This window comes from Microbacterium proteolyticum (assembly GCF_014192415.1).
GTDB classification, from domain to species: Bacteria; Actinomycetota; Actinomycetes; order Actinomycetales; family Microbacteriaceae; genus Microbacterium; species Microbacterium proteolyticum.
On sequence record NZ_JACHXY010000002.1, the window covers coordinates 34,100 to 54,220 of the forward strand.

The 20,121-nt window shown below is 69.8% G+C and carries 21 protein-coding genes; 8 read left to right on the top strand and 13 right to left on the bottom strand.

Annotated elements, in window-relative coordinates; genetic code table 11:
* The first annotated feature begins 62 nt into the window (after positions 1-62).
* From sufD to FHS07_RS08450, 5 genes are all read left to right on the top strand, one after another.
* Positions 63-1,256: a Fe-S cluster assembly protein SufD gene (sufD, locus tag FHS07_RS08430; protein ID WP_183419490.1), complete on the top strand. Its 1,194-nt coding sequence runs from the start codon at positions 63-65 to the stop codon at positions 1,254-1,256.
* Positions 1,253-1,582, top strand: coding sequence for a non-heme iron oxygenase ferredoxin subunit (locus tag FHS07_RS08435; protein ID WP_183419491.1), 330 nt, complete (start codon positions 1,253-1,255; stop codon positions 1,580-1,582). Before sufD ends, FHS07_RS08435 begins: the two co-directional genes overlap by 4 nt.
* A 37-nt stretch (positions 1,583-1,619) precedes the next feature.
* A complete protein-coding gene (gene sufC, locus FHS07_RS08440) occupies positions 1,620-2,390 on the top strand; it encodes a Fe-S cluster assembly ATPase SufC (RefSeq protein WP_183419492.1) in 771 nt (256 codons plus the stop codon).
* Positions 2,391-2,399: 9 nt separating this feature from the next.
* Positions 2,400-2,729, top strand: coding sequence for a metal-sulfur cluster assembly factor (locus FHS07_RS08445; RefSeq protein ID WP_055837689.1), 330 nt, complete (start codon positions 2,400-2,402; stop codon positions 2,727-2,729).
* Between the two features lie 169 nt (positions 2,730-2,898).
* Positions 2,899-4,062: a MalY/PatB family protein gene (locus FHS07_RS08450; protein WP_183419493.1), complete on the top strand. Its 1,164-nt coding sequence runs from the start codon at positions 2,899-2,901 to the stop codon at positions 4,060-4,062.
* A 139-nt stretch (positions 4,063-4,201) separates the two neighbouring features.
* Here FHS07_RS08450 and FHS07_RS08455 read toward each other — a convergent pair whose 3' ends face one another.
* The 5 genes from FHS07_RS08455 to FHS07_RS08475 are packed head-to-tail and all read right to left on the bottom strand — an operon-like array spanning position 4,202 to position 9,156.
* Entirely contained in the window at positions 4,202-5,110 is a 909-nt protein-coding gene (locus FHS07_RS08455) for a siderophore-interacting protein (RefSeq protein WP_183419494.1), read from the bottom strand.
* On the bottom strand, positions 5,094-5,948 hold the full coding sequence (locus FHS07_RS08460) for an ATP-binding cassette domain-containing protein (protein ID WP_183419495.1): 855 nt from the start codon (positions 5,946-5,948) through the stop codon (positions 5,094-5,096). The genes FHS07_RS08455 and FHS07_RS08460 overlap by 17 nt, the downstream gene beginning before the upstream one ends.
* A gap of 37 nt (positions 5,949-5,985) precedes the next feature.
* Positions 5,986-7,062: an iron chelate uptake ABC transporter family permease subunit gene (locus FHS07_RS08465; RefSeq protein ID WP_183419496.1), complete on the bottom strand. Its 1,077-nt coding sequence runs from the start codon at positions 7,060-7,062 to the stop codon at positions 5,986-5,988.
* Positions 7,059-8,105: an iron chelate uptake ABC transporter family permease subunit gene (locus FHS07_RS08470; protein ID WP_183419497.1), complete on the bottom strand. Its 1,047-nt coding sequence runs from the start codon at positions 8,103-8,105 to the stop codon at positions 7,059-7,061. The genes FHS07_RS08465 and FHS07_RS08470 overlap by 4 nt, the downstream gene beginning before the upstream one ends.
* A gap of 28 nt (positions 8,106-8,133) precedes the next feature.
* Complete coding sequence (locus FHS07_RS08475; protein ID WP_183419498.1) at positions 8,134-9,156, bottom strand: ABC transporter substrate-binding protein; 1,023 nt, start codon at positions 9,154-9,156, stop codon at positions 8,134-8,136.
* 267 nt (positions 9,157-9,423) lie between these two features.
* Between FHS07_RS08475 and FHS07_RS08480 the strand changes: the two genes are divergently transcribed.
* Entirely contained in the window at positions 9,424-11,022 is a 1,599-nt protein-coding gene (locus FHS07_RS08480; RefSeq protein WP_183420138.1) for an ATP-binding cassette domain-containing protein, read from the top strand.
* Between the two features lie 255 nt (positions 11,023-11,277).
* On the opposite strand, the gene FHS07_RS08485 is transcribed toward FHS07_RS08480, so the two are convergent.
* The 4 genes from FHS07_RS08485 to FHS07_RS16675 form a co-directional block, all read right to left on the bottom strand.
* Entirely contained in the window at positions 11,278-12,123 is an 846-nt protein-coding gene (locus tag FHS07_RS08485) for an SURF1 family cytochrome oxidase biogenesis protein (protein WP_183420139.1), read from the bottom strand.
* 130 nt (positions 12,124-12,253) lie between these two features.
* Entirely contained in the window at positions 12,254-12,604 is a 351-nt protein-coding gene (locus FHS07_RS16895; RefSeq protein ID WP_425488147.1) for a hypothetical protein, read from the bottom strand.
* Positions 12,601-12,969 carry a DUF3099 domain-containing protein gene (locus FHS07_RS16475; RefSeq protein ID WP_183419499.1) on the bottom strand — a complete coding sequence of 123 codons (369 nt, stop codon included), beginning with the start codon at positions 12,967-12,969 and terminating at the stop codon, positions 12,601-12,603. Before FHS07_RS16475 ends, FHS07_RS16895 begins: the two co-directional genes overlap by 4 nt.
* Positions 12,970-13,106: 137 nt before the next feature.
* A complete protein-coding gene (locus FHS07_RS16675) occupies positions 13,107-13,691 on the bottom strand; it encodes a DUF4190 domain-containing protein (RefSeq protein ID WP_183419500.1) in 585 nt (194 codons plus the stop codon).
* Between the two features lie 165 nt (positions 13,692-13,856).
* Here FHS07_RS16675 and fabG point away from each other — a divergent pair, with 165 nt between their 5' ends.
* Positions 13,857-14,567 carry a 3-oxoacyl-ACP reductase FabG gene (gene fabG / locus FHS07_RS08505; protein WP_183419501.1) on the top strand — a complete coding sequence of 237 codons (711 nt, stop codon included), beginning with the start codon at positions 13,857-13,859 and terminating at the stop codon, positions 14,565-14,567.
* A 209-nt stretch (positions 14,568-14,776) separates the two neighbouring features.
* On the opposite strand, the gene FHS07_RS08510 is transcribed toward fabG, so the two are convergent.
* Positions 14,777-15,781: a major capsid protein gene (locus FHS07_RS08510; RefSeq protein WP_183419502.1), complete on the bottom strand. Its 1,005-nt coding sequence runs from the start codon at positions 15,779-15,781 to the stop codon at positions 14,777-14,779.
* Positions 15,782-16,537: 756 nt separating this feature from the next.
* On the opposite strand from FHS07_RS08510, the gene FHS07_RS08515 reads away from it, so the two are divergent.
* Positions 16,538-16,987, top strand: a complete 450-nt coding sequence (locus tag FHS07_RS08515) for a hypothetical protein (RefSeq protein ID WP_183419503.1) — start codon at positions 16,538-16,540, stop codon at positions 16,985-16,987.
* Positions 16,988-17,613: 626 nt separating this feature from the next.
* Here the strand turns inward: FHS07_RS08515 and FHS07_RS08520 are convergent.
* The 3 genes from FHS07_RS08520 to FHS07_RS08530 all read right to left on the bottom strand — a co-directional run bounded on the left by FHS07_RS08520 (position 17,614) and on the right by FHS07_RS08530 (position 20,062).
* The gene (locus tag FHS07_RS08520) at positions 17,614-18,420 is read right to left on the bottom strand and encodes a phage minor capsid protein (protein ID WP_183419504.1); all 807 of its coding nucleotides are present in this window, start codon (positions 18,418-18,420) and stop codon (positions 17,614-17,616) included.
* Between the two features lie 294 nt (positions 18,421-18,714).
* On the bottom strand, positions 18,715-19,566 hold the full coding sequence (locus tag FHS07_RS08525) for a phage terminase large subunit (protein ID WP_183419505.1): 852 nt from the start codon (positions 19,564-19,566) through the stop codon (positions 18,715-18,717).
* A complete protein-coding gene (locus FHS07_RS08530; protein ID WP_183419506.1) occupies positions 19,556-20,062 on the bottom strand; it encodes a hypothetical protein in 507 nt (168 codons plus the stop codon). The genes FHS07_RS08525 and FHS07_RS08530 overlap by 11 nt, the downstream gene beginning before the upstream one ends.
* Positions 20,063-20,121: the final 59 nt, after the last annotated feature.

The window sequence follows — 20,121 nt, forward strand, 5'->3', positions numbered from 1 at the left end:
TCCTCGGCGACATCCGCGCCCCCCGCGCTTCCCCCTCTCGCGTCGAACGGAGTATCGGCTCAGTGACCACAGTGACCACGACCCCCGCGGCTACCGCGGAGGGCCATATCGACCCGGCCGCCCTCGTGGCATCCTTCGTTCCGGTGCAGACGCGCTCGGAGCGGGCGACCTCGTTCGATCCGGCCGATTTCGGCATGCCGACGGGCCGCGAGGTCAACTGGAAGCTCAGCCCGGTCGACCGGCTCGCGCCGCTCTTCGTGGACGAAGCCGGGCCGACCGGCGTCATGCGCGTCGAGGTCGAGGCCCCCGCCGAGGTCGAGCAGCTGCGTCTCGCGGCCGGTGACGCGCCGCGCGGCGAGCACTTCCGGCCCGAAGATCTGACGGCCGCCCTCGCCTGGACGCACGAGTCGGAGGCGCCGCTGCTGCGGATCCCCGCCGACGTCGAGCTCGACGAGCCCGTGGTGGTCCGGCTGACCGGCACCGGCGGACTCGCACACGCCCACGTGGTGATCGAGGCGCAGCCGAACTCGCGTGGCACCGTCGTCCTGCGGCACGAAGGCACCGCCCAGCACGCCCAGAACGTCGAGATCCTCGTGCGCGACGGTGCCGACCTGACGGTCGTGTCGGTGCAGAAGTGGGACGATGACGCGATCCACGCTTCGGCGCACCAGGCGCGCGTCGACCGCGACGCGAAGCTCACCCATGTGGTGGTGAGCTTCGGCGGTGGCGTCGTGCGCGTGAACCCGTCCGTCGAGCTGTCGGGTGCCGGCGCCGAGGGCCGGCTGTACGGTCTGTCGTTCGCCGACGCCGGCCAGCACCTCGAGTCGCAGGTGTATCTGCACCACAAGGGTCCGCACACCGTCGGTGACGTGCTCTACAAGGGCGCGCTCCAGGGTGCCAGCGCCCGCAGTGTGTGGATCGGCGATGTTCTCATCGGACCGGATGCCACGGGCACCGACTCGTACGAGGCGAACCGCAACCTCGTGCTCACCGACGGCGCGCGCGCCGACTCGATCCCGAACCTCGAGATCCAGACGGGCGACATCCAGGGTGCGGGCCACGCCAGCGCCACGGGTCGCTTCGACGACGAGCAGCTGTTCTACCTCCAGGCCCGCGGTATCGGAGAAGACGAAGCGCGTCGACTCGTCGTCCTCGGGTTCCTCAGCGAGATCGTCCAGCGCATCGGCATCCCCGAGCTCGAGACCGAGCTGACCGAGGCGATCGAGCGCGAGCTGGCCCAGGGGGCTGCCGCGTGAGCGCTGCCCGCGCCTGCGCGCTGAGCGACCTCGTGCAAGACGAGGCGCACCGCGTCGAGATCGGCGGTGTCGCCATCGCCGTGGTGCTCGACGGCAACGGCGACGTGCACGCGATCGGCGATGTCTGCACCCACGGCGACATCTCTCTGTCGGACGGCTTCGTCGAGGGCGAGACGCTGGAGTGCTGGGCCCACGGCTCGGCCTTCTCGCTCAAGACCGGACGCCCCCTCAACCTGCCGGCTTTCGAGCCGGTGCCCGTGTACGAGGTCGTGATCGACGGAGACGACGTGCTCATCGATCCTTCCGTCACCAAGGCGACGGCCTGAGCCGCGCCCACGACCCCAGACTTACGTAAGGAACCCCATGTCTGTCCTCGAGATCCGCGACCTCCACGTGACGGTCGAGACGGAGAACGGTACGACCCCGATCCTCAACGGCGTGACGCTGACGCTGCGCACCGGTGAGACCCACGCCATCATGGGCCCCAACGGCTCCGGCAAGTCGACCCTGGCGTACACGATCGCCGGTCACCCCAAGTACACCGTCACGAGCGGCTCCATCACGCTGGACGGCGAAGACGTGCTCGAGATGACCGTCGACGAGCGCGCCCGCGCCGGTCTCTTCCTGGCGATGCAGTACCCGGTCGAGATCCCCGGTGTCACGGTCACCAACTTCCTCCGCACCGCCAAGACGGCCATCGACGGCGAGGCTCCGGCCATCCGCAGCTGGACCAAGGACGTCAAGGGCGCCATGTCGAACCTGCGTATGGACGCGACGTTCGCCGCGCGCAACGTCAACGAGGGTTTCTCCGGCGGTGAGAAGAAGCGTCACGAGATCCTCCAGCTCGAGCTGCTCAAGCCGAAGATCGCCGTGCTCGACGAAACCGACTCGGGTCTCGACGTCGACGCGCTCAAGATCGTGTCGGAGGGCGTGAACCGCGCGAAGGAGCAGACCGACCTCGGTGTGCTGCTCATCACGCACTACACGCGCATCCTCCGCTACATCCGTCCCGACTTCGTCCACGTGGTCGTCAAGGGTCGGATCGTCGAAGAGGGCGGCCCCGAGCTCGCCGACCGTCTCGAAGAAGAGGGTTACGACCGTTTCCTCGAGGCCGGTACGCCGGTCGACGCGTAAGATCGTTACATGACCGCAACGCTCGCGCCCGAGAAGTACGACGAGGTCACCGAGGCCCTCAAAGACGTGATGGACCCCGAACTGGGGATCAACGTCGTCGACCTGGGGCTCATCTACGACCTCGCATGGGATGACGAGAACGACGCCCTCGTCATCCACATGACCCTCACCTCGGCCGGCTGCCCGCTGACCGACGTGCTCGAAGAACAGACCGCCCAGTCCCTCGACAACGTGGTGGACCGTTTCCGCATCAACTGGGTGTGGATGCCGCCGTGGGGTCCCGAGCGGATCACCGACGACGGCCGCGACATGATGCGCGCTCTCGGTTTCGCGATCTGAACGGAACGGCCGAGCGCGGCCGGTCGGTGTGTACCCGCGCCCGCTCCGCGAACGCCCGTCCCTCCGGGGGCGGGCGTTCTTCCGTGTCTCGGGCGGTGCCATCGTGGCCGTGTTTCGCCGTCTGACGCGTCGATTCCCCGGCATCCGGGGCTCTCATTAGGCTCGCGACATGAGCGTTCCTCCCCTCCAGGCCCTGCCGCTCGCCCTCCTCCGTCAGCGGACCAGCACGAAGTGGCGCTCGTACGGTGACGACGTGATCCCCATGTTCGTCGCCGAGACCGACTTCGCGTTGGCCCCGGGGATCACGGCCGCCTTGCACCGCGCGGTGGAGATCGGCGACACCGGGTACACGCCCCCGCGGCCCGGGATCGACCTCGACTTCGCGGACTTCGCCGACCGTCACTGGGGCTGGCGCCCCGATCCGACGCGCATCCGCTGGACGGGCGATGTGATGATGGGCGTCGTCGAGGTGTTGCGCGCGGTCACCTCGCCCGGTGACCGTGTGATCGTCACGCCCCCGGTGTACCCGCCGTTCTACGACACGGTCGAGGAGGCGGGTACGGTCGTGGAGCGGGTTCCGCTCGTCGACGACGGCCACGGCTGGCAGCTCGATCTCGAGGGCATCGAGCGGGCCCTCGCGGCCGGCGCCCGGTCGGTGCTGCTGTGCAACCCGCACAACCCCACCGGCACGGTCCACACACGCGAGTCGCTCGCCGGCCTCGCACGGTTGGCGCACCGGTTCGGCGCGACCGTCGTCAGCGACGAGATCCACGCGCCGCTCACCCACGCCCCCGCGGTGTTCACCCCGTTCCTGGATGCCGCGCCCGAGGCGGCCGTGGTCGGTTACACCGTGACGAGCGCGAGCAAGACCTACAACCTCGCGGGGCTCAAGTGCGCGGTCATCGTGACGGGCGCCGACGAGACTGCGGCGGTCGTTCGCGGGCTGCCGTGGGAGGTCGAGTGGCGCGCGGGACTGTTCGGCGTCATCGCCAACCGCGCCGCGTTCTCGGCCGACAGCGACGAGTGGCTCGAGGGGCTGCTGGCCGCCCTGGATCAGAACCGCCGCCTGCTGGCCGACCTGCTCGCCGAGCACCTTCCCCTCGCGCGCTACCGCATCCCCGACGCCGGGTTCCTCGCCTGGGTGGACGTCTCGGCATACGGGTGGGGGGAGAACCCCGCGCCGTTCATCCGCCGTGAGGCGAAGGTCGCGCTGCACCACGGCCCGCTCTTCGGCGAAGAGGGCGTCGGGCACGTGCGCATCAACGTCGGGTGCGCGCCCGAGGTCCTGCGCGAGGCGATCGAGCGCATCGGCCGGTTGGTGCCCGCCGTCTGACCGCAGCGGCGGCGTGGGTCCGTGGCATCCGTTGTCCGTCAGCGCCCGCGCCGGGCGGGGGCCCGGGGTGCGTGGCATGCGGACTCGGTTGAGCGTCCGCGCGCGACCTCGGCTCGGGGCTGCGGCATCCGGTGCTCCGTCAGCACTCCGCGCGACCGGTGCGCCAGTAGCCCATGAAGGCCACGGCGCGCCGATCGACCCCGCGCTCGGTCACGAGGTGACGGCGGAGGGTCTTGATGGCCGAGGCCTCGCCCGCGAGCCACGCGTACAGCGGCGCCCTCTTGAGGGCCGCTCCGCCCTTGGCGGTGCGGGGGACCTCCCAGAGCATTCCCTCGTCGATGTCGATCTCCTCGACCTCGTCGCCGTGCCCGTCGGGGGTGAGCGCGAAGGCGGCGTCGCGGGTGGCGGTCACCAGGTGCGCGTGTCGGTCTCGGCCTGCGCGCGCCGCCACCAGGAACGAGAAGCCGGGATGCCGAGGCAGGTAAGCGCAATCCTCGGGCGTCGGCACCTCGAGGACGACCGTGCCCGTGGCATCGGCGGGCAGCTGCTCCAGGATGACGGCGATCGCGGGAGCAGCTGTCTCGTCGCCGGCCAGCAGGTAGTCGCCGGTTTCGGCGGGAGGGACGAAGTCGACGCCGAAGCTCACATCGGTCAGCGCGACCGTGGGCGCGAACACCAGCACCTCGTCGCCGACGCGGCTGTTCTCGATCCACGCGGAGGCAGGTCCCAGCACTTCGTGGGCGACCATGTCGATGTCGACCTCGCGGTCGGCGCGTCGCACGGCGCGGGTCGTGTAGGTGCGGAACGGCAGGCGCAGCTCGTCGGGGAGTTCGCGCCAGGCGGTCCACCAGTCCGCGCCGGTCGGCATGGCATCCAGGCTCAGCGTGTCGGTGGGGAAGACGACCTTGATGCGCTGGTCGAAGCCGGGGTCGCCGTACTCGTGGAGGTCGTCGCCGACGAAGGTGAACCGGCGGAAGCTGGGCGTCAGGTCGGTGATGCGGGCGACGCGGACGCGGAAGAACCGCGAGGTCTCACGAGGGGAGGGCATCGAGGGGCTCCTGAACGGTGTCGGGGGCGGGCACGCGCGGGCTCACGTGGTGACGGCCGCGGGGGAGGACGAGCGGGGTGCCCGAGACGGGGTCGGGGACGACGAGCGCATCGAGTCCGAAGACGTCTCGGATGAGCTCGGAGGTCATGACGGCGGTGGGGTCTCCGGCGGCGACCACGTGACCCTCGCGCAGCGCGATCAGGTGATCGGCGTAGCGCGCGGCCATGTTCATGTCGTGCAGCACCATCACCGTGGTGGTGCCGCGATCGCGGTTGAGGTCGGTGAGCAGGTCGAGCACCTCGACCTGGTGCGCGACGTCGAGGAAGGTCGTCGGTTCGTCGAGCAGCAGGATGTCGGTCTCCTGCGCCAGAGCCATGGCGATCCACACGCGCTGACGCTGGCCGCCGGAGAGTTCGTCGATCGAGCGGTCGGCGAGGTCGCTGATGCCGGTCGCGGCGAGGGCCTCGGCGACGACCTCGTAGTCGCGGGTGCTCCAGCGGGCGAGCGCGCGCTGGTGGGGGTGGCGGCCGCGGCCCACCAGGTCGGCGACGGCGATGCCCTCGGGTGCGATCGGGCTCTGCGGGAGCAGGCCGAGGATGCGTGCGACCTCTTTAGAGGGACGTTCGTGCAGCGCTTTGCCGTCGAGCACGACGCGACCGGTCTTCGGCGGAAGCAGACGCGCGAGCGCGCGGAGGAGCGTCGACTTGCCGCAGCCGTTGGCCCCGACGATCGCGGTGATGCGGCCGGCGGGGAAGGCGATGTCGAGGTCGTCGACGATCACGCGGTCGCCGTACGCGAGAGTGAGTCCTTCGGCGGTGAGCGTGCGGTTCGCGGTCACGAGCGGGCTCCATCGGAGTGGGAAGTCACGGGGGTGGTCACAGTGAGCCTCCGGAACGGTTGGTCCTGATGAGCAGGTAGATGAGGTACGGCGCACCGAGCACGCCCGTGATCACGCCGACGGGGTAGCGGTTGTCGAACGCGAACTGACCGAGCAGGTCGCTGAGCATGACGAGGAGGGCGCCGACGAGGCCGGCGGGCACCAGGAGCGAGCCACCCGGCCCGATGAGTCGGGCGGCGATCGGGCCGGCCATGAACGCCACGAACGCGATGGGGCCGCTCGCCGCGGTGGCGACCGCCAGCATGACGACGGCGCCGACGATGAGCAGCAGGCGGGTGCGCTCGACCCGTACGCCCAGACCGGCGGCGGAGTCATCACCCAGGCGCAGAACCGCGAGTCCGCGCGTGTGGGCGACCATGAGCGGCACGACGACCGCGACGGTGACGGCCAAGGGCAGCAAACGCTCCCACGAGGCGTTGTTGAGGCTACCGGTGAGCCACTGCATCGCCGTCTGCAGGTCCCAGTTGGCTGCGCGGGTCAGCATCCACGTCGTGACGCTGTCGAGCATCGCCGCGACGCCGATGCCGATGAGCACGAGTCGCGTGCCGGTGAAGGCCCCGCGACGGGACAGGAGATAGATGGCCCCGGCCGTGGCGAGGGCGCCGAACAGGGCGAAGGCCGAGACGGCGGCATCCGAGAGCGAGAAGCCGATGATCGCGACGACGGCGAAGGCACTGGCGCCCGAGGAGATGCCGATGATGTCGGGGGATGCGAGGGGGTTTCGCAGCATCGTCTGGAACGTCACGCCAGCCATGCCGAAGGCGAGGCCCGAGAGCAGTCCGAGACTGGCGCGAGGGAGGCGGAGTTCGCCGATGGTGAAGGAGGCGCCCGGCACCGTCTGGCCCAGGATCACGCGGATGACCTGGTCGGGAGTGTAGAAGGTGTTGCCGACCATGAGGGTCACGACGTAGACGAAGACGACCGCGCTCAACAGGATCGCGGACACGAGGATCCGTCGACAGGCGCGGCCGCGCCGGCCGCGGACGAGAGCGGCGACGTCGGGCACGGATGCCGTCGCGGCATCCGCCCGGGGAGAGAGGGTCTGCGTGCTCACAGTTCACGCACCTTCTGCCGGCGGACGATCCAGATGAAGAAGGGGGCACCGATCAGGGCGGTGAGGATGCCGACCTCGACTTCGGTCGGGCGCGCGACGAGGCGGCCCACGACGTCGGCGCCCACGAGGAGGATCGCCCCTCCCAGGGCCGAGAAGGGCACGAGCCAGCGGTGGTCCGTGCCGATGAGCATGCGGCAGACGTGGGGGACCACGAGTCCGACGAAGGCGATGGGGCCCGCGACAGCGGTGGCGGCGCCCACGAGCACGACCGCGCCGGCGGACGCCACCAGGCGCGTGCGTCCGACGTGCTCGCCGAGGCCCGTGGCGACGTCATCGCCGAGCGCGAGGGAGTTCATGCCGCGGGAGCAGAGGACGCAGACGAGGGCGCCGATCGCGAGGACCGGCAGGAGGACCTGGACACGCTCCCACGTCGCCCCGCCGATGCCGCCGATCTGCCAGAACCGGAACACCTCGAGCAGATCCACGCGGGGGAGCAGGATCGCGCTCGACAGTGAGCCGAAGGCCGCCGTGGTCGCAGCTCCCGCGAGGGCGAGCTTGAGCGGGGTGGCGCCGCCGCGCCCGAGTGAGCCCACGGTGTAGACGAAGACGGCCGCCGCCGCCGCGCCCACGATCGCGAAGCCCACGTATCCGGTCGAGCTGGAGAGCCCGAAGAAGGCGATGCCGCTGACCACGGCCAGTGACGCGCCCGCGGAGACGCCCAGGATGCCGGGGTCGGCGAGCGGATTGCGGGTGACGGCCTGCATCGTCAGTCCCGCCATCGCGAGAGCGGCGCCGACGAGCAGACCGAGCACGGTGCGGGGGACACGGGCGATCACCGCGGCCTCTCCGACGCCTCCGCCGCCGGTGAACGCGGAGGCGATCTCGTCGAAGGAGACATCGCGGGTGCCGAAGGCGACGGATGCCACCGACACCACGACCAGGCCCCCCGTGAGCACCAGTACCCACAGAAGGCGGCGACCCACCGGACGCCGCAGGGAGGCGGCATCCGGGAGTGCGTCGACGACGGGGGAGCGTGTGGTCACGAGGGGCGCGGTCCGGTGAGGAGGGGGATCAGCCGACGGCGGTGGTCAGCAGGTCGAGGTACTTGTCGAAGCCCCAGCTGATGGACAGCGGCGAGGGGTTGGCCGAGGCGGCGAGGGGCGTCGCGTCTTCGAGGACGGCGATGTGGCCGGCCGCGATGGCGGGGATCTGCGACAGCAGCGGGTCGGCCTGCAGCTGGGCGACGGTGGAGCCGTCGGTGTTGCCGTAGGTGATCCACAGGCCCACGTCGCTGAAGACGTCGGCGTTCTCTGAGCTGATGTCGCTGTAGAACGCGTCGGTCTCGGCGGAGGTCTTCGTCACCTGCTCGGGCTCGGGCATGCCGAGCTCGTGCAGGTAGCCGGCGCGCGGGTCGTGCGAGGTGTAGTACGTGATTTTGCTGAGATCGGTGGGGTCGGTGAAGGCGAACAGCGGCGCGACGTCGGCGAGCGCCGGGTGCGCGGCGAAGGCCTCCTGCGATTCGGTCTTGATCTGCTCGATGAGGGCGTCGCCCTCGCTCTTCAGACCCAACGCCTGGGAGTTGAGCTGGATCATCTGGTCGAGCGTGGTGCCCCAGGCGGCGTCCGGGTAGGCGACGACGGGCGCGATCTTCGACAGGGTGTCGTAGTCCTCCTGCGTCAGACCCGAGTAGGCAGCCAGGATGACGTCGGGCTGCGTGTCGGCCACGGCCTCGAAGTCGATGCCGTCGGTCTCATCGAAGAGCACGGGGGTCTCGCCGCCGAGCTCGGTCAGCTTGTCTTCGACCCAGGGCAGGATGCCGTCGCCGTCATCGTCGCCCCAGGTGGCCTTGGCCATGCCCACGGGCACGATGCCGAGTGCGAGGGGGACCTCGTGGTTGGACCAGGCGACGGTGGCGACGCGCTCGGGCTTCTTCTCGATCACGGCCTGGCCGAGGGCACTGTCGACCGTGACGGGGAACACGCCGTCGGACCCTTGCGCCGCCTCTCCTGCGGGGGATGCGGACGTACCGGCGCAGCCGGTGAGGACGAGGGCGGAGCCGACGGCGAGGGCCGCCAGAGCGCGGAATCGGGACACAGAGAGCCTCCTGTGATTCAAGTAAGGACAGGCTTAGCTTAGGTCAGCAATCGGGTGAGAACGCAACCCCGGATGCCGAGACCGGGGTCGAACGTCTCGACGCCGAGCTACCGGACGCGGATGTCGTACGACGGTCCGCATACGGGGCATCCGGTCCGCGCGGTCGCTCGGCGAGTTCACTGTCGGGGGATGTTCGGGAAGGCGACTTATACTGGGTGGCTGGCCATGCTCTGGCCACTCCCCGACCCCGAAGAACGGACGTTCGCTGTGCTCGCCGTGCACGACCTCGAGATCCGCGTGGGCGCCCGCGTGCTCATGTCCGATGTGGCGTTCCGCGTCTCCGACGGCGACAAGATCGGCCTTGTCGGGCGCAACGGTGCCGGAAAGACGACGCTGACCAAGGTGCTCGCGGGCGACCTGCTGCCCTCGAACGGCGGTGTCGACCGCTCCGGCGAGCTCGGGTACCTGCCCCAGGACCCCCGCTCGGGCGACCCCGAGATGCTCGCGCGCACGCGCATCCTGGACGCCCGCGGACTCGGTTCGTTGGCGCTGGGCATGCACGAGGCGTCGCTGGCCATGGCCGACGACGACGCCGCGGTCGCAGCCAAGGCGATGAAGAAGTACGCCAACCTCACCGAGCGGTTCGAAGCGGCGGGCGGATACGCGGCCGAGGCCGAGGCGGCATCCATCGCCCACAATCTCTCGCTTCCCGACCGCATCCTCGATCAGCAGCTGAAGACCCTGTCGGGTGGTCAGCGTCGTCGCATCGAGCTCGCGCGCATCCTGTTCTCGGATGCCCGCACGATGATCCTCGACGAGCCGACCAACCACCTCGACGCCGACAGCGTCGTATGGCTGCGGGAGTTCCTCAAGGGGTACAAGGGCGGTCTGATCGTCATCTCGCACGATGTCGAGCTTGTCGGCGAGACGGTGAACCGGGTGTTCTACCTGGATGCCAACCGCCAGGTCATCGACATCTACAACATGAACTGGAAGAACTACCTGCGCCAGCGGGTGGCCGACGAGGAGCGCCGCAAGAAGGAGCGCGTCAACGTCGAGAAGAAGGCCACGGCGCTGCAGCTGCAGGCCGCGCGCTTCGGCGCGAAGGCGTCGAAGGCCGCCGCCGCCCATCAGATGGTCGCGCGCGCCGAGAAGATGCTCTCGGGCCTCGACGACGTGCGTCAGGACGAGCGGGTCGCGAAGCTCCGCTTCCCCAAGCCCGCGCCCTGCGGCAAGACCCCGCTCATGGCGTCGGGGTTGTCGAAGTCGTACGGATCGCTGGAGATCTTCACCGACGTCGACCTCGCGATCGACCGCGGCTCGCGCGTCGTCATCCTGGGGCTCAACGGTGCCGGGAAGACGACGCTGCTGCGCATCCTCGCGGGCGTCGACCAGCCCGACACCGGTCAGCTCGAGCCCGGTCACGGCCTCAAGATCGGCTACTACGCGCAGGAGCACGAGAACCTCGACGTCTCGCGGTCCGTGCTCGACAACATGATGTCGGCCGCGCCCCACATCACCGCGACCGAGGCCCGCAAGGTGCTCGGATCGTTCCTCTTCGTGGGCGACGACGTGCTCAAGCCCGCGGGAGTCCTTTCGGGTGGCGAGAAGACGCGCCTGTCGCTCGCGACGCTGGTGGTGTCGTCGGCGAACATGCTGCTGCTCGACGAGCCCACGAACAACCTCGACCCCGCCTCGCGCGAAGAGATCCTCGGGGCGCTCGCGCACTACGAGGGCGCCGTCGTGCTCGTCTCGCACGACGAGGGAGCCGTCGAGGCGCTCAACCCCGAGCGCGTGCTGATCCTCCCCGACGGCGTCGAAGACATCTGGGGTCGCGACTACGCCGACCTGATCACCCTGGCTTGAGCGCGCGGGCCTGAGCGAGCCGGCCGGATCTTGCCCGCAGGTTCACGCCGGCCGGATCTCGCCCGCAGGGTCACGCCGGCGGGACCACGCTGCTCGGGTTCCGCTGGCGGGATCACGCTGGCGGGATCACGCGGGCAGGATCACGCTGTACGGGTCACGCCGGCCTGATCATGCTGACGAGAACTCTTCCGGCTGCTCATTCGGGCGGGACCGCGGTGCGACCGGATGGATGCCGGGAGACCGTGATCCATGAGATCACCGGGCGTCGAGCAGGGCGTCCTCGTCGTCGGCGTCGCGGTCGCGCGGGCGCTTCCGCGAGCGGTGCAGGGCGACCGGGTCGACCCGGCGGGCTTCCTTCGGCGCGGTCTCGGTCGCGGGGGCCAGGACGGACTCGTCTTCGGCGTCTTCTCGACGGAGTCTGCGCTCGTTCACGATGACGTAGCCGATGAAGGCGAAACCCATCACGGCGAACAGGATCCACTGGATCGCGTACGACAGGTACGGGCCCGGATCGTTGCTCGGCGGGTCGATGGTGAACGGAGCCGTCGCCGGGGCGGGGGTCTCCGACATCAGCAATCCGTAGGCGCCCTGCTCGAGGGGCCCGGTCTGCTCCGCGACCAGCCCGAGATTGATCGTGGGCACCTGGCCCGGCTCGGCCGAACGGCCCGAGGTGGGGGCCGCCTCGCCGGGACGCAGGCGCACCTCGACGGTGACCTCGCCCGCCGGTGGAGCGGGGATCTCGTCGGGCGCCGACTGGCTGTTGCCCGGCGGCAACCACCCGCGATCGACGAGGACGATGCGGCCGTCGTCGAGACGGAAAGGCACGAGCTGCTCGTAGGCCGCGGAGCCGCCGTGCGCGCGATTGCGCACGAGGAGCTGGTCGTCGGCGAGGTAGCGGCCCTCGAGGCGCACCGGGCGCCATTCGTCTGCGGGGTTCAGCTCGGCTCCGGGGGCGAGCAGCTGCCCCAGAGCGACGGGGGGAGCGTCGTAGTTGTTCTCGACCAGCTGCAGCTGTTCGGTGCGCTCGGCGTTGCGCGAGAACTGCCAATTCGACAGGAACGCGCAGGCGATCGCGAAGAGGATCGCGACGCCGACGTACATCGCCCATCGGGCGGCGGCGGGGGTCTCTCGGACGCTCACGGGCGGTCTCCGATGACCTGCGCTGCGAAACCGCTCACGTCATCCTCCCTCGCCACGCTTCCAGGGTACGTCGGTCAGAGCGTGCGCGTGCTCACGCGGGTCGCACCGCGAGGGCGGCGACCTCGACGGGGAAGTCCCGCGCGCTCAGGAACTCCCGGAGGTAGACGACGTGCTCATCGCACGCGACCCACGTCTTGCGGCGGTCGGCGGCGTGGATGCGGGGGTTGCGCCAGCGGAGGGCCCAGATGGCTTTGTCCCGGCATCCCGCTCGCGAGCACTCCGTCTGCTCGACGGATGTCGGCTGCTCGGGCAACGCGGTCTGCGGAGCGATCGTCGTCTGCTCGACGGACGTCGTCGGGTCGGGGGACGCGGCCTGCGGAGCGGTCGCTCCCTGCTCGACGGACGCCGGCTGTTCGGGCGACGCCTGTGGCGCGTCGGTCACGACCGGTCGTCGCGCGGGGCGCTGATGCCCGGAGTCTCGGCGATGCGGATGACGAGCGGCGCCTCGGGATCCACGGCGGCCGCGGGTGCCGGGCGCGGAGCCTCGATCGCGCGCTCCGGGTTGATCGCCGTCGTCTCGGCCGCGTCCTCGCCCACGTTCGCCAGAATCACGGCCACGTAGGGCAGGAAGATGGCGCCCGCGGCGAAGACGAACGTGTACCAGCCGTACGGCGTGATGAGTGCCATGGCGAGGAAGCACCCGATGCGGATGCCCATCATCAACATGTACTTGGCGAAACGACCGTCGGCGCTCTCCCGAGGTGCCTTGGGGAGCGACGTCGCAGACTGGGCGCGGTTTGTCTTCACAGTGGTCTCAGGGTACGCCCGTCGGCGAGGGGGTCGGCGCGTTCTCGCGGGCGTCGTCTCGACGTCATGACAAGCGTCGCCGAAACGGCTGCGGGTGCCGCCCGATGGACGGCACCCGCAGGGAGTCACGCGGTTGCTCAGGCGCCGTAGCGCACGTCGCTTCCGCCGGTGACGCCGATGATGACGGCCGTCAGAATGATCAGGAGGATGCCGAGCCCGAGGCTGATGTAGCCGACGAGGACGCCCGACAGGGCCATACCGCGTCCGCGTTCGCTCGTCGCCTTGATCTGATTGAGCGAGATGTGGCCCGTGATGATGCCGACGATCTGCCCGATGACCGGGATGGCGAACAAGCCCACGAGCGAGGACACGAGTGCGACGATCGCCAGCGGGTTGACGCGCGGGGCCGCGCCGTAGCCGTAGGCGGGCGCGCCGTAGGGCTGCTGACCGTAGTTCTGCTGTCCGTAGTTCTGCTGACCGTAGGCGGGGGCCCCGGGCGTGGACGGGTCGTACGCGGGCGCCGGGTAGGCGGGCGCGCCGTAGGCCGGGGCCGGAGGGGCGTCGTGCCCCGTCGACGGGGTTACGCCGCCGGGTGCCGGGGGAGCGTCGTACGGGGGTGCCGGGGGCACGCGGTCACCCGTCGGACCGGAGGGGACGTCGGGGCCGGTCGCCTCGGGCGTGTGTCCGTACGGGGAGGGGTCGTTGGTGCGGTCGTCGCTCACGGGATGCCTTTCGTCGCGCTGCGCCCCAGCGTTCCAGCGCCGCTCGGCCCGTGTCAAACCCCGCGTCTCTCGCGGTGATCCGCGGACCCGCCGCCGTCGGCGCGGCGCGACGCGGCGCTCGCTAGGCTGGGCCGGTTACGTCCCCGTACGCACAGGAGTGTCACCATGTCCCAGGACCGCGTCGTCGTCGTCACCGGAGGAAACCGAGGAATCGGTCGTGCCATCGCCGAGCGTTTCGTCGCCGAGGGGTGGAAGGTCGCCGTCACAGCCCGGTCGGGCGAGGGCCCCGAGGGGACACTCACCGTCCGTGCCGATGTGACGGACGCGGCCGCCGTGGATGCCGCCTTCTCGCAGGTCGAGGCCGAGCTCGGCCCGATCGCCGTGGTCGTGGCGAACGCCGGGGTGACCAAAGACACCCTTCTGCTGCGCATGAGCGAAGACGACTTCGACAGCGTGGTCAACACCAACCTGGGCGGGGCTTTCCGCGTGGTCAAGCGCGCGTCGAAGGGCATGCTGAAGGCGCGCTGGGGTCGGGTCATCCTCATCTCGAGCGTCGTCGGCCTCTACGGTTCGGCGGGGCAGATCAACTACGCCGCTTCCAAGAGTGCCCTCATCGGCTTCGCCCGTTCGCTGACCCGTGAGCTCGGCGCGCGCGGCATCACCGCGAACGTCGTCGCCCCCGGGTTCATCGAGACCGAAATGACCGCCGAACTGCCCGCCGACACCCAGGCGGAGTACAAGAAGAGCATCCCCGCCGGTCGTTTCGCCTCGCCCGACGAGGTCGCGGGTGTCGTCACCTGGCTGGCCGGTGACGATGCCGCGTACATCTCGGGCGCCGTCATCCCCGTCGACGGTGGTCTCGGGATGGGTCACTGACGCATCGCACCGGGGCCTCGTGACCTGGGACCCGGGACCCTCGGCCTGAGACTCGAGGTCCGAGGTCCGAGGTCCGAGGTCCGAGGTCCTAGGTCCGGGACCCGAGGCCCGAGGCCCGAGGCCTGAGGCCCGGCGTGCCGAGGCGGCGGCGGCGACGAGGCCGGTGAACTTCTCGACGGGTGTGGTGATGGTCCTCTTGCCCATCTGAATCACCGCACCTTCACGTTGCGCAGCACGGCGGCTGCCTTGGTGGCCTTGAGGGCGACGGCGATCGGGCCGAGCTCGACCTCGCCCTTCTTGACGGCGCCGGCCGACGAGAAGTCAGGGAGCCATGTCTGCACGAGCTGGCCGCCGACGATGGACACGCCGTGGAAGCCGTCGAGGCCGACACGGTACGCGTACAGATCGGTCAGGCCGGTCACGGACGAACCGCCGACGGTGCGAGTGGCGATCGGGATGATCGGGTTGTTCGTGCCGGGCTTGTTGCCCGGGTCGGCGAACAGCACACCACCGTACGTCTCGCGCTCGATCGGGCGACCGTTCGGGCCGAGGAGGCCCTCGACGGGGTCCTTCGTGTACTGGCCGGCGCGGCGGGCCGCGGCGCGCACACGGGCGAGCGAGGACGCGTTGCCGAGGATGACGGTCGGCGCGCCGTCGAGCAGCGCGAGGAACTCGTCGATCTTGTCGAGCGCGCGGTGCTCGGCGCGGGCTTTGGTGTCGAAGTCGGACCAGTCGGTCACGACGCCGACGCCGGACTCCGTGGTGGAGCCGACGAGGGCCTTGTCGAGGCCGTCGAAGCCGTTCGCGTCGGTCGCGGTGTCGCCGTTGATGACGGCGTCCTGAAACTTCGTGCGGGTGGCCTTGACGGTCTGCTGCAGGTTGAGCGTGACGGCGCCGGACGCGGCCGGGCCGATCTTCGCGATGACACGGTCGACCTCGAACGAGCCACCGAGGGGCGCGAGGTTCACCGAGACCGCGGTCGTGGTGACGTGCTCGGGCGTGTACTCGGTGTTCAGCGCACGGAAACCGGCGCTGCGCTGCGTGGCGAGGCGGCGGTAGCCGTAGGTCAGGGTCGCGCCGCCGCCGGCGGGGTTCACGACGTCGTCGAAGATCAGCGAGTCGATGACGGCCGATTCCTTACGGAACTCGTCGATCACCGCCACGTCGACATCGTCGGTCGCGTTTTTCTTCGACTCTGCGATGGATACGGGCATGTTTCATCTCCCTTGAGGAGTCAGCCCCCGAGGCGCGCTTTCACGGCGCCGTCGAGGGAGGGGGTGGTGGTGGGGGTCGGCTGGCCGCCCTGGTGTCCGGGGCCGCTTGCTCCGGGGAGGGTGGGTCCTGCCTCGAACGCCGAGTTCCTCTCGAGCGCGTCTGTGATCGCCTTGTCGACGGCCGCCTGATCGGCGAGGTCGACAGCGGCGAGGGCTGTGGTGAAACTCGAGGAGTCGAGCAGCAGGTCGGCTTGGGCGCCGAGTCGGGGGGGCTGCGAGGAGCACGGCCCGCTCGCGCTTGAGCGTGTCCCGCTCGGCGGCGGCGGCGTCGCGCTCCTGCGCGCGCTCGGCTGCTTCCTTCTCGGCGGCCTCCTTGGCCTCGCGGTGAGTGCGGGCCTCGCTGCGCAGCTCGCGGACATACTCGTCCGGGTCGCCCTGATACTTGATCGGCGCGGGTGCCGCCGGGGGCGTGGCCGGTGCGCTGGGCTGTGCGGGCGGGGGAGTCGGGGTGGGCGGCGTCGCCGGTGCCGCGGGCGGCGTCTGTTCGGCGGGGGCCGCGGGCGGGGTGCCGCCGGGCGCGCCGATCTCACCGTCGAAGTACCGCAGGAAGGGGCGGTCGAACGCGGGGCGGAACTGCGGGCCGACGGTGCGGGTGGTGGGCATTCGTGAGCCTCCTGCTCGTGGGTTCGCTTCACCCCTGCGGTGAGCGACGTATGCACCCGGTAGCGTCTTTGCGTTGGGGCAGACGGGGGAAAGATGAACGAAACGTTCTGGTCAGGCGCGCTCATTGGAGCGTTTATCGGGTTGCTATTCACGTTTGCCGCGCGACCTATCGAACGCGCCCTCGATAGGCACGGTGAGCGGATAGCGTCGGAGAAGGCTGCAGAGGTCGTCGACGCGGGCCCTGCTGATCGGCAGGCCACCCGAGACTGGCTGGTCATTCAGCTGATCGAGATCGCAGTTGTCGGGGCGGTCGCGGGCATCGGCGCGGGCATCATGTTCGGCCTACAGTCGACGATTGCGTACGCCCAGCCATCGACCCACGAGGCCTACGAAGGGACTCGCCAGCTGCAGCTGGTCCTGGCAGTTATCGGCCATTTGATCTCGTTGCTCGGCGGCGCCGTCGTTCTCCGCATAGCGTCGAGCGCCGTCCGGACGGCGAGATTGCTGCGGTCCGGGAAGGTTAAAAGACCCAGGAAGGCTTAAATCTCTGCGACTCAGCGCTGAGGGGACCGCGGCCGTCGAAGTGCAGGGCCGACGACGGCCGCGGAGTGTGTGGGGGAAGAGCAGCAGCGGAACGGGTGACGTACTTGCGCCTAAATGGGTGAGACTTTTCTACGTGGGAAGCTGGTGCATCCCGTGTGACGAGAGGCAAGTCGAGTGCAAGAAGCCAGTTCAATCGCCGCTTACATTCCGCTTGCGGTCGCTCTTGTCGCGGCGGCATCCGGCCTAGGCATCGCCTTCGTGAGCAGTCGGTCAGACGCGCTGAAGCGCGCGGAGCGAATCACAGCGCTGTCCGGTTCCATTCCAGAGGGTCGGACTAGGGATCTGGTCGAGAGGTCCCGTGACCTCATCGTGCTTCGGTACTCGCTGAGGGCAGCGGCTCCACGGTACGAAGGGACGTTGACGGTGGCGTTGCTGGCGTTGACTATTGCTATCGGATTCGCAGTATGGGGGATCGAATCTTCGACGGATGGAAAGGTCGGTTGGCAGGGCTACGCATCGGTCGTTGGGTCCTGTATCGCTGGAGGTGTTTTCGGTCGCCGCATTGGCAAACGAGACATGTGGGTGCGCAGGCAGCAGCGATCCGGGGCTATCGGCGACGATCTCAGCTAGCCGTCTGCGAATCGCAGCTGCTCGCGGTACGTCGACCGCTTGCGCCCGGTCTGCTTGAGGAAGCCGCGCATCTCGGCCTGAGCCTTCGCCACGTCGCGTGCGGCACGGCGCGCGTCTGTGTCGGTCATCGCGGCGGCCTGGTTGCGTTTCGCTGACCGGATCTCCGGCTCGAGGCGGCGCTGCTCGGCGCGCTCGTGCTCGGCCTGCTTGTCGTACTGGAAGTCTCGCTGAGGGATCGCGAGCCCGGGGGAGTACGCGTCCACCTTGCACCGGTCATTCGGGTGTCCCCACCCAGTGGCGCGCGCCTGCGCGAGGGTCCCGTCGATGTGCACGGTCACGGGCTCACCGCGGGTCGCGTGGGGGAGGACGACGTCGCCGGTGGTGCCGACGAAAGACACGATCTTCCCGATCCACGGTGCGCACTTCCGGCACGCGTCCGCGCCGCCGCTGATCGTGCCGAGCTCGATGCCGTTCTGCTGCATCCGCCACACGCCGGCGTCGTTGTACGCGCGGGCGACGCTGGTGCGCCCAGCCATCTCCGCGTACGCGCCGATCGTCCACCGGCGGCCGCTGCGGTCGACGAAGCCGGTGATGCCCTCGGCGAGGAAGCGTTGCACGATGCGCGCCTGCTGCACCTGCGACGTCGTGATCCCGAGGAGCGTGGACGGCGTGTACGTGGCGACGATGCGCTGGTACGCGTCCCGCGGGTACCGAGTGATCCGCTCCCGCAGGTTCGTCAGCCTGTTCTCCAGCGACACCGCCACCATCGACGCAGCCTGAGCAGCGGTCGACGTGAACGGCACCGGACGGAGCCCCCTGCCACCGATCCCGAGAGACGCGGCGGCGGCCGCTTCCCCCTCAAGCGCCGCGAGAGCGACGAGGCGCGCGGCAAGGTCAGCGGGGCGGAGGCCGTCGGCGAGCCTTTCGCCGAGGCGGGCGAGGTCCGCGAGTGCCCGCGCACGGGTGGCGGCGAGTTCGGCGAGGATGCGGTTCTGCTCGCGACGGCTCGAGCATGGCCAGCGAGAGGTTCGAATACCCGAGCGCCGCCGACCCGCGCCCACCGGTCGCCGCGACGGCGCGCCCCCCGGCGGCGACGATCAGCGAGGACCACCGTTCCCACCCAGCGAAGGCGGTCTCGACCAGGTCCCAGCAGTGGCGGCAGAGGAACCCGACCTCGGCCGCGAGGGGGAGGCAGCCGCGGCAGGTGCCGGGGCGGGTCTTCTCGGCCCAGCCGGGGTGGTCGAGGCAGGTGACGCGGTGCTCCCCGAGCGTCGTGCACGCGCGGATGCCGGGGAGGCCGTCGTTCGTGGCGCAGACGCTCGACGCCTGCAACCGGCACCTCGCCACCCGCGAGGGTAGTCCGCCGGGAGGTTCGGGTTGTCCCGCATCGTGAAGTGGAAGCTGATGAGGTTCTTCGCCGCGCCGGGGACGATCCAGTTCTTCCGGATCCAGTGGTTCCGGGAGGCGGGGTTCATCGTCGCGAGGAGACGGGCGCCGTCGACGCGGAGGCGGGAGACGAGCATGTTCCAGAACGGTTCCGGCATGAGCGCGGCCTCGTCGACGTAGGCGAGCGCCACCGTCGAACCCTGGATGCGGCCGACGGCCTCAGCGTTGTGCGCACCGATGACCATGACCTCACGGCCCAGGATGCGGGCGGAGGATGCGCCGGGCGTGTAGACGATCTGCGACGCGATGACGGTCCCGAAGATCGACGTGTTCTGGAACAGCACGAAGATGTTCTGGTACACCGTCGTCATCGTCCGACCGACGATCACGATGATCCCCGTCTTCGGGGCCACACGCACCGCGAGCAGGAACGCCCACAGGCTGATCACCGTCTTCCCGGAGGAGACAGCACCGAACCACAGGGCCAGCTTGAACTTCGCCGCGTCGACGAGGGACAGCAGCTGCGCACGGGAGACGAGGCGTTCGAGCTCGTCAACGCTCATCGGGTGACGTCTCCACACGGAGCCGATCGGCGGCAGCCTCGAAGCCGCGCGCGATCGTGTCCAGCACACCCACCGCCTGATCGAGGCCCGTGTCCGACCGCTCCACGATGCGGGTCAGCTTGTCGAACGTGATACCCGCCGTCGTGACGATGTTCCGACGCACCTCCACCGGCGCCGACTCCAGCTCGTGCTCGTTGTACGTGTTCTCGCTGCCACCGAAGTTGAACACGATGTACGGGTCGTCGATCGTGTCGAGCATCGACTCCGACACCGCCAGCATCTTCTCCGCCAGGCGGATACGCCCAGCCGCGAGGTCCACCGTCCGAGCCTCAGATGCCTGTTTCGTCGCTGACCGGTCAAAGGACAGGCCGGCGTCTCGGCAGATGTTGGTGACGGAGCCGGCGCTGACTCCGGTGCGGCGGGAGATTTCGTTGCGGGGCACTCCGATGGCGTGGAGGTTGAGGACCTGTTCGCGCTGAGCGTCGCTGATCGCCATTTGGGGTCACCTCTTCGCGGGCCTCTTGCCCTGTGCGTGCGCCTTCGGCAGCCAGTTCT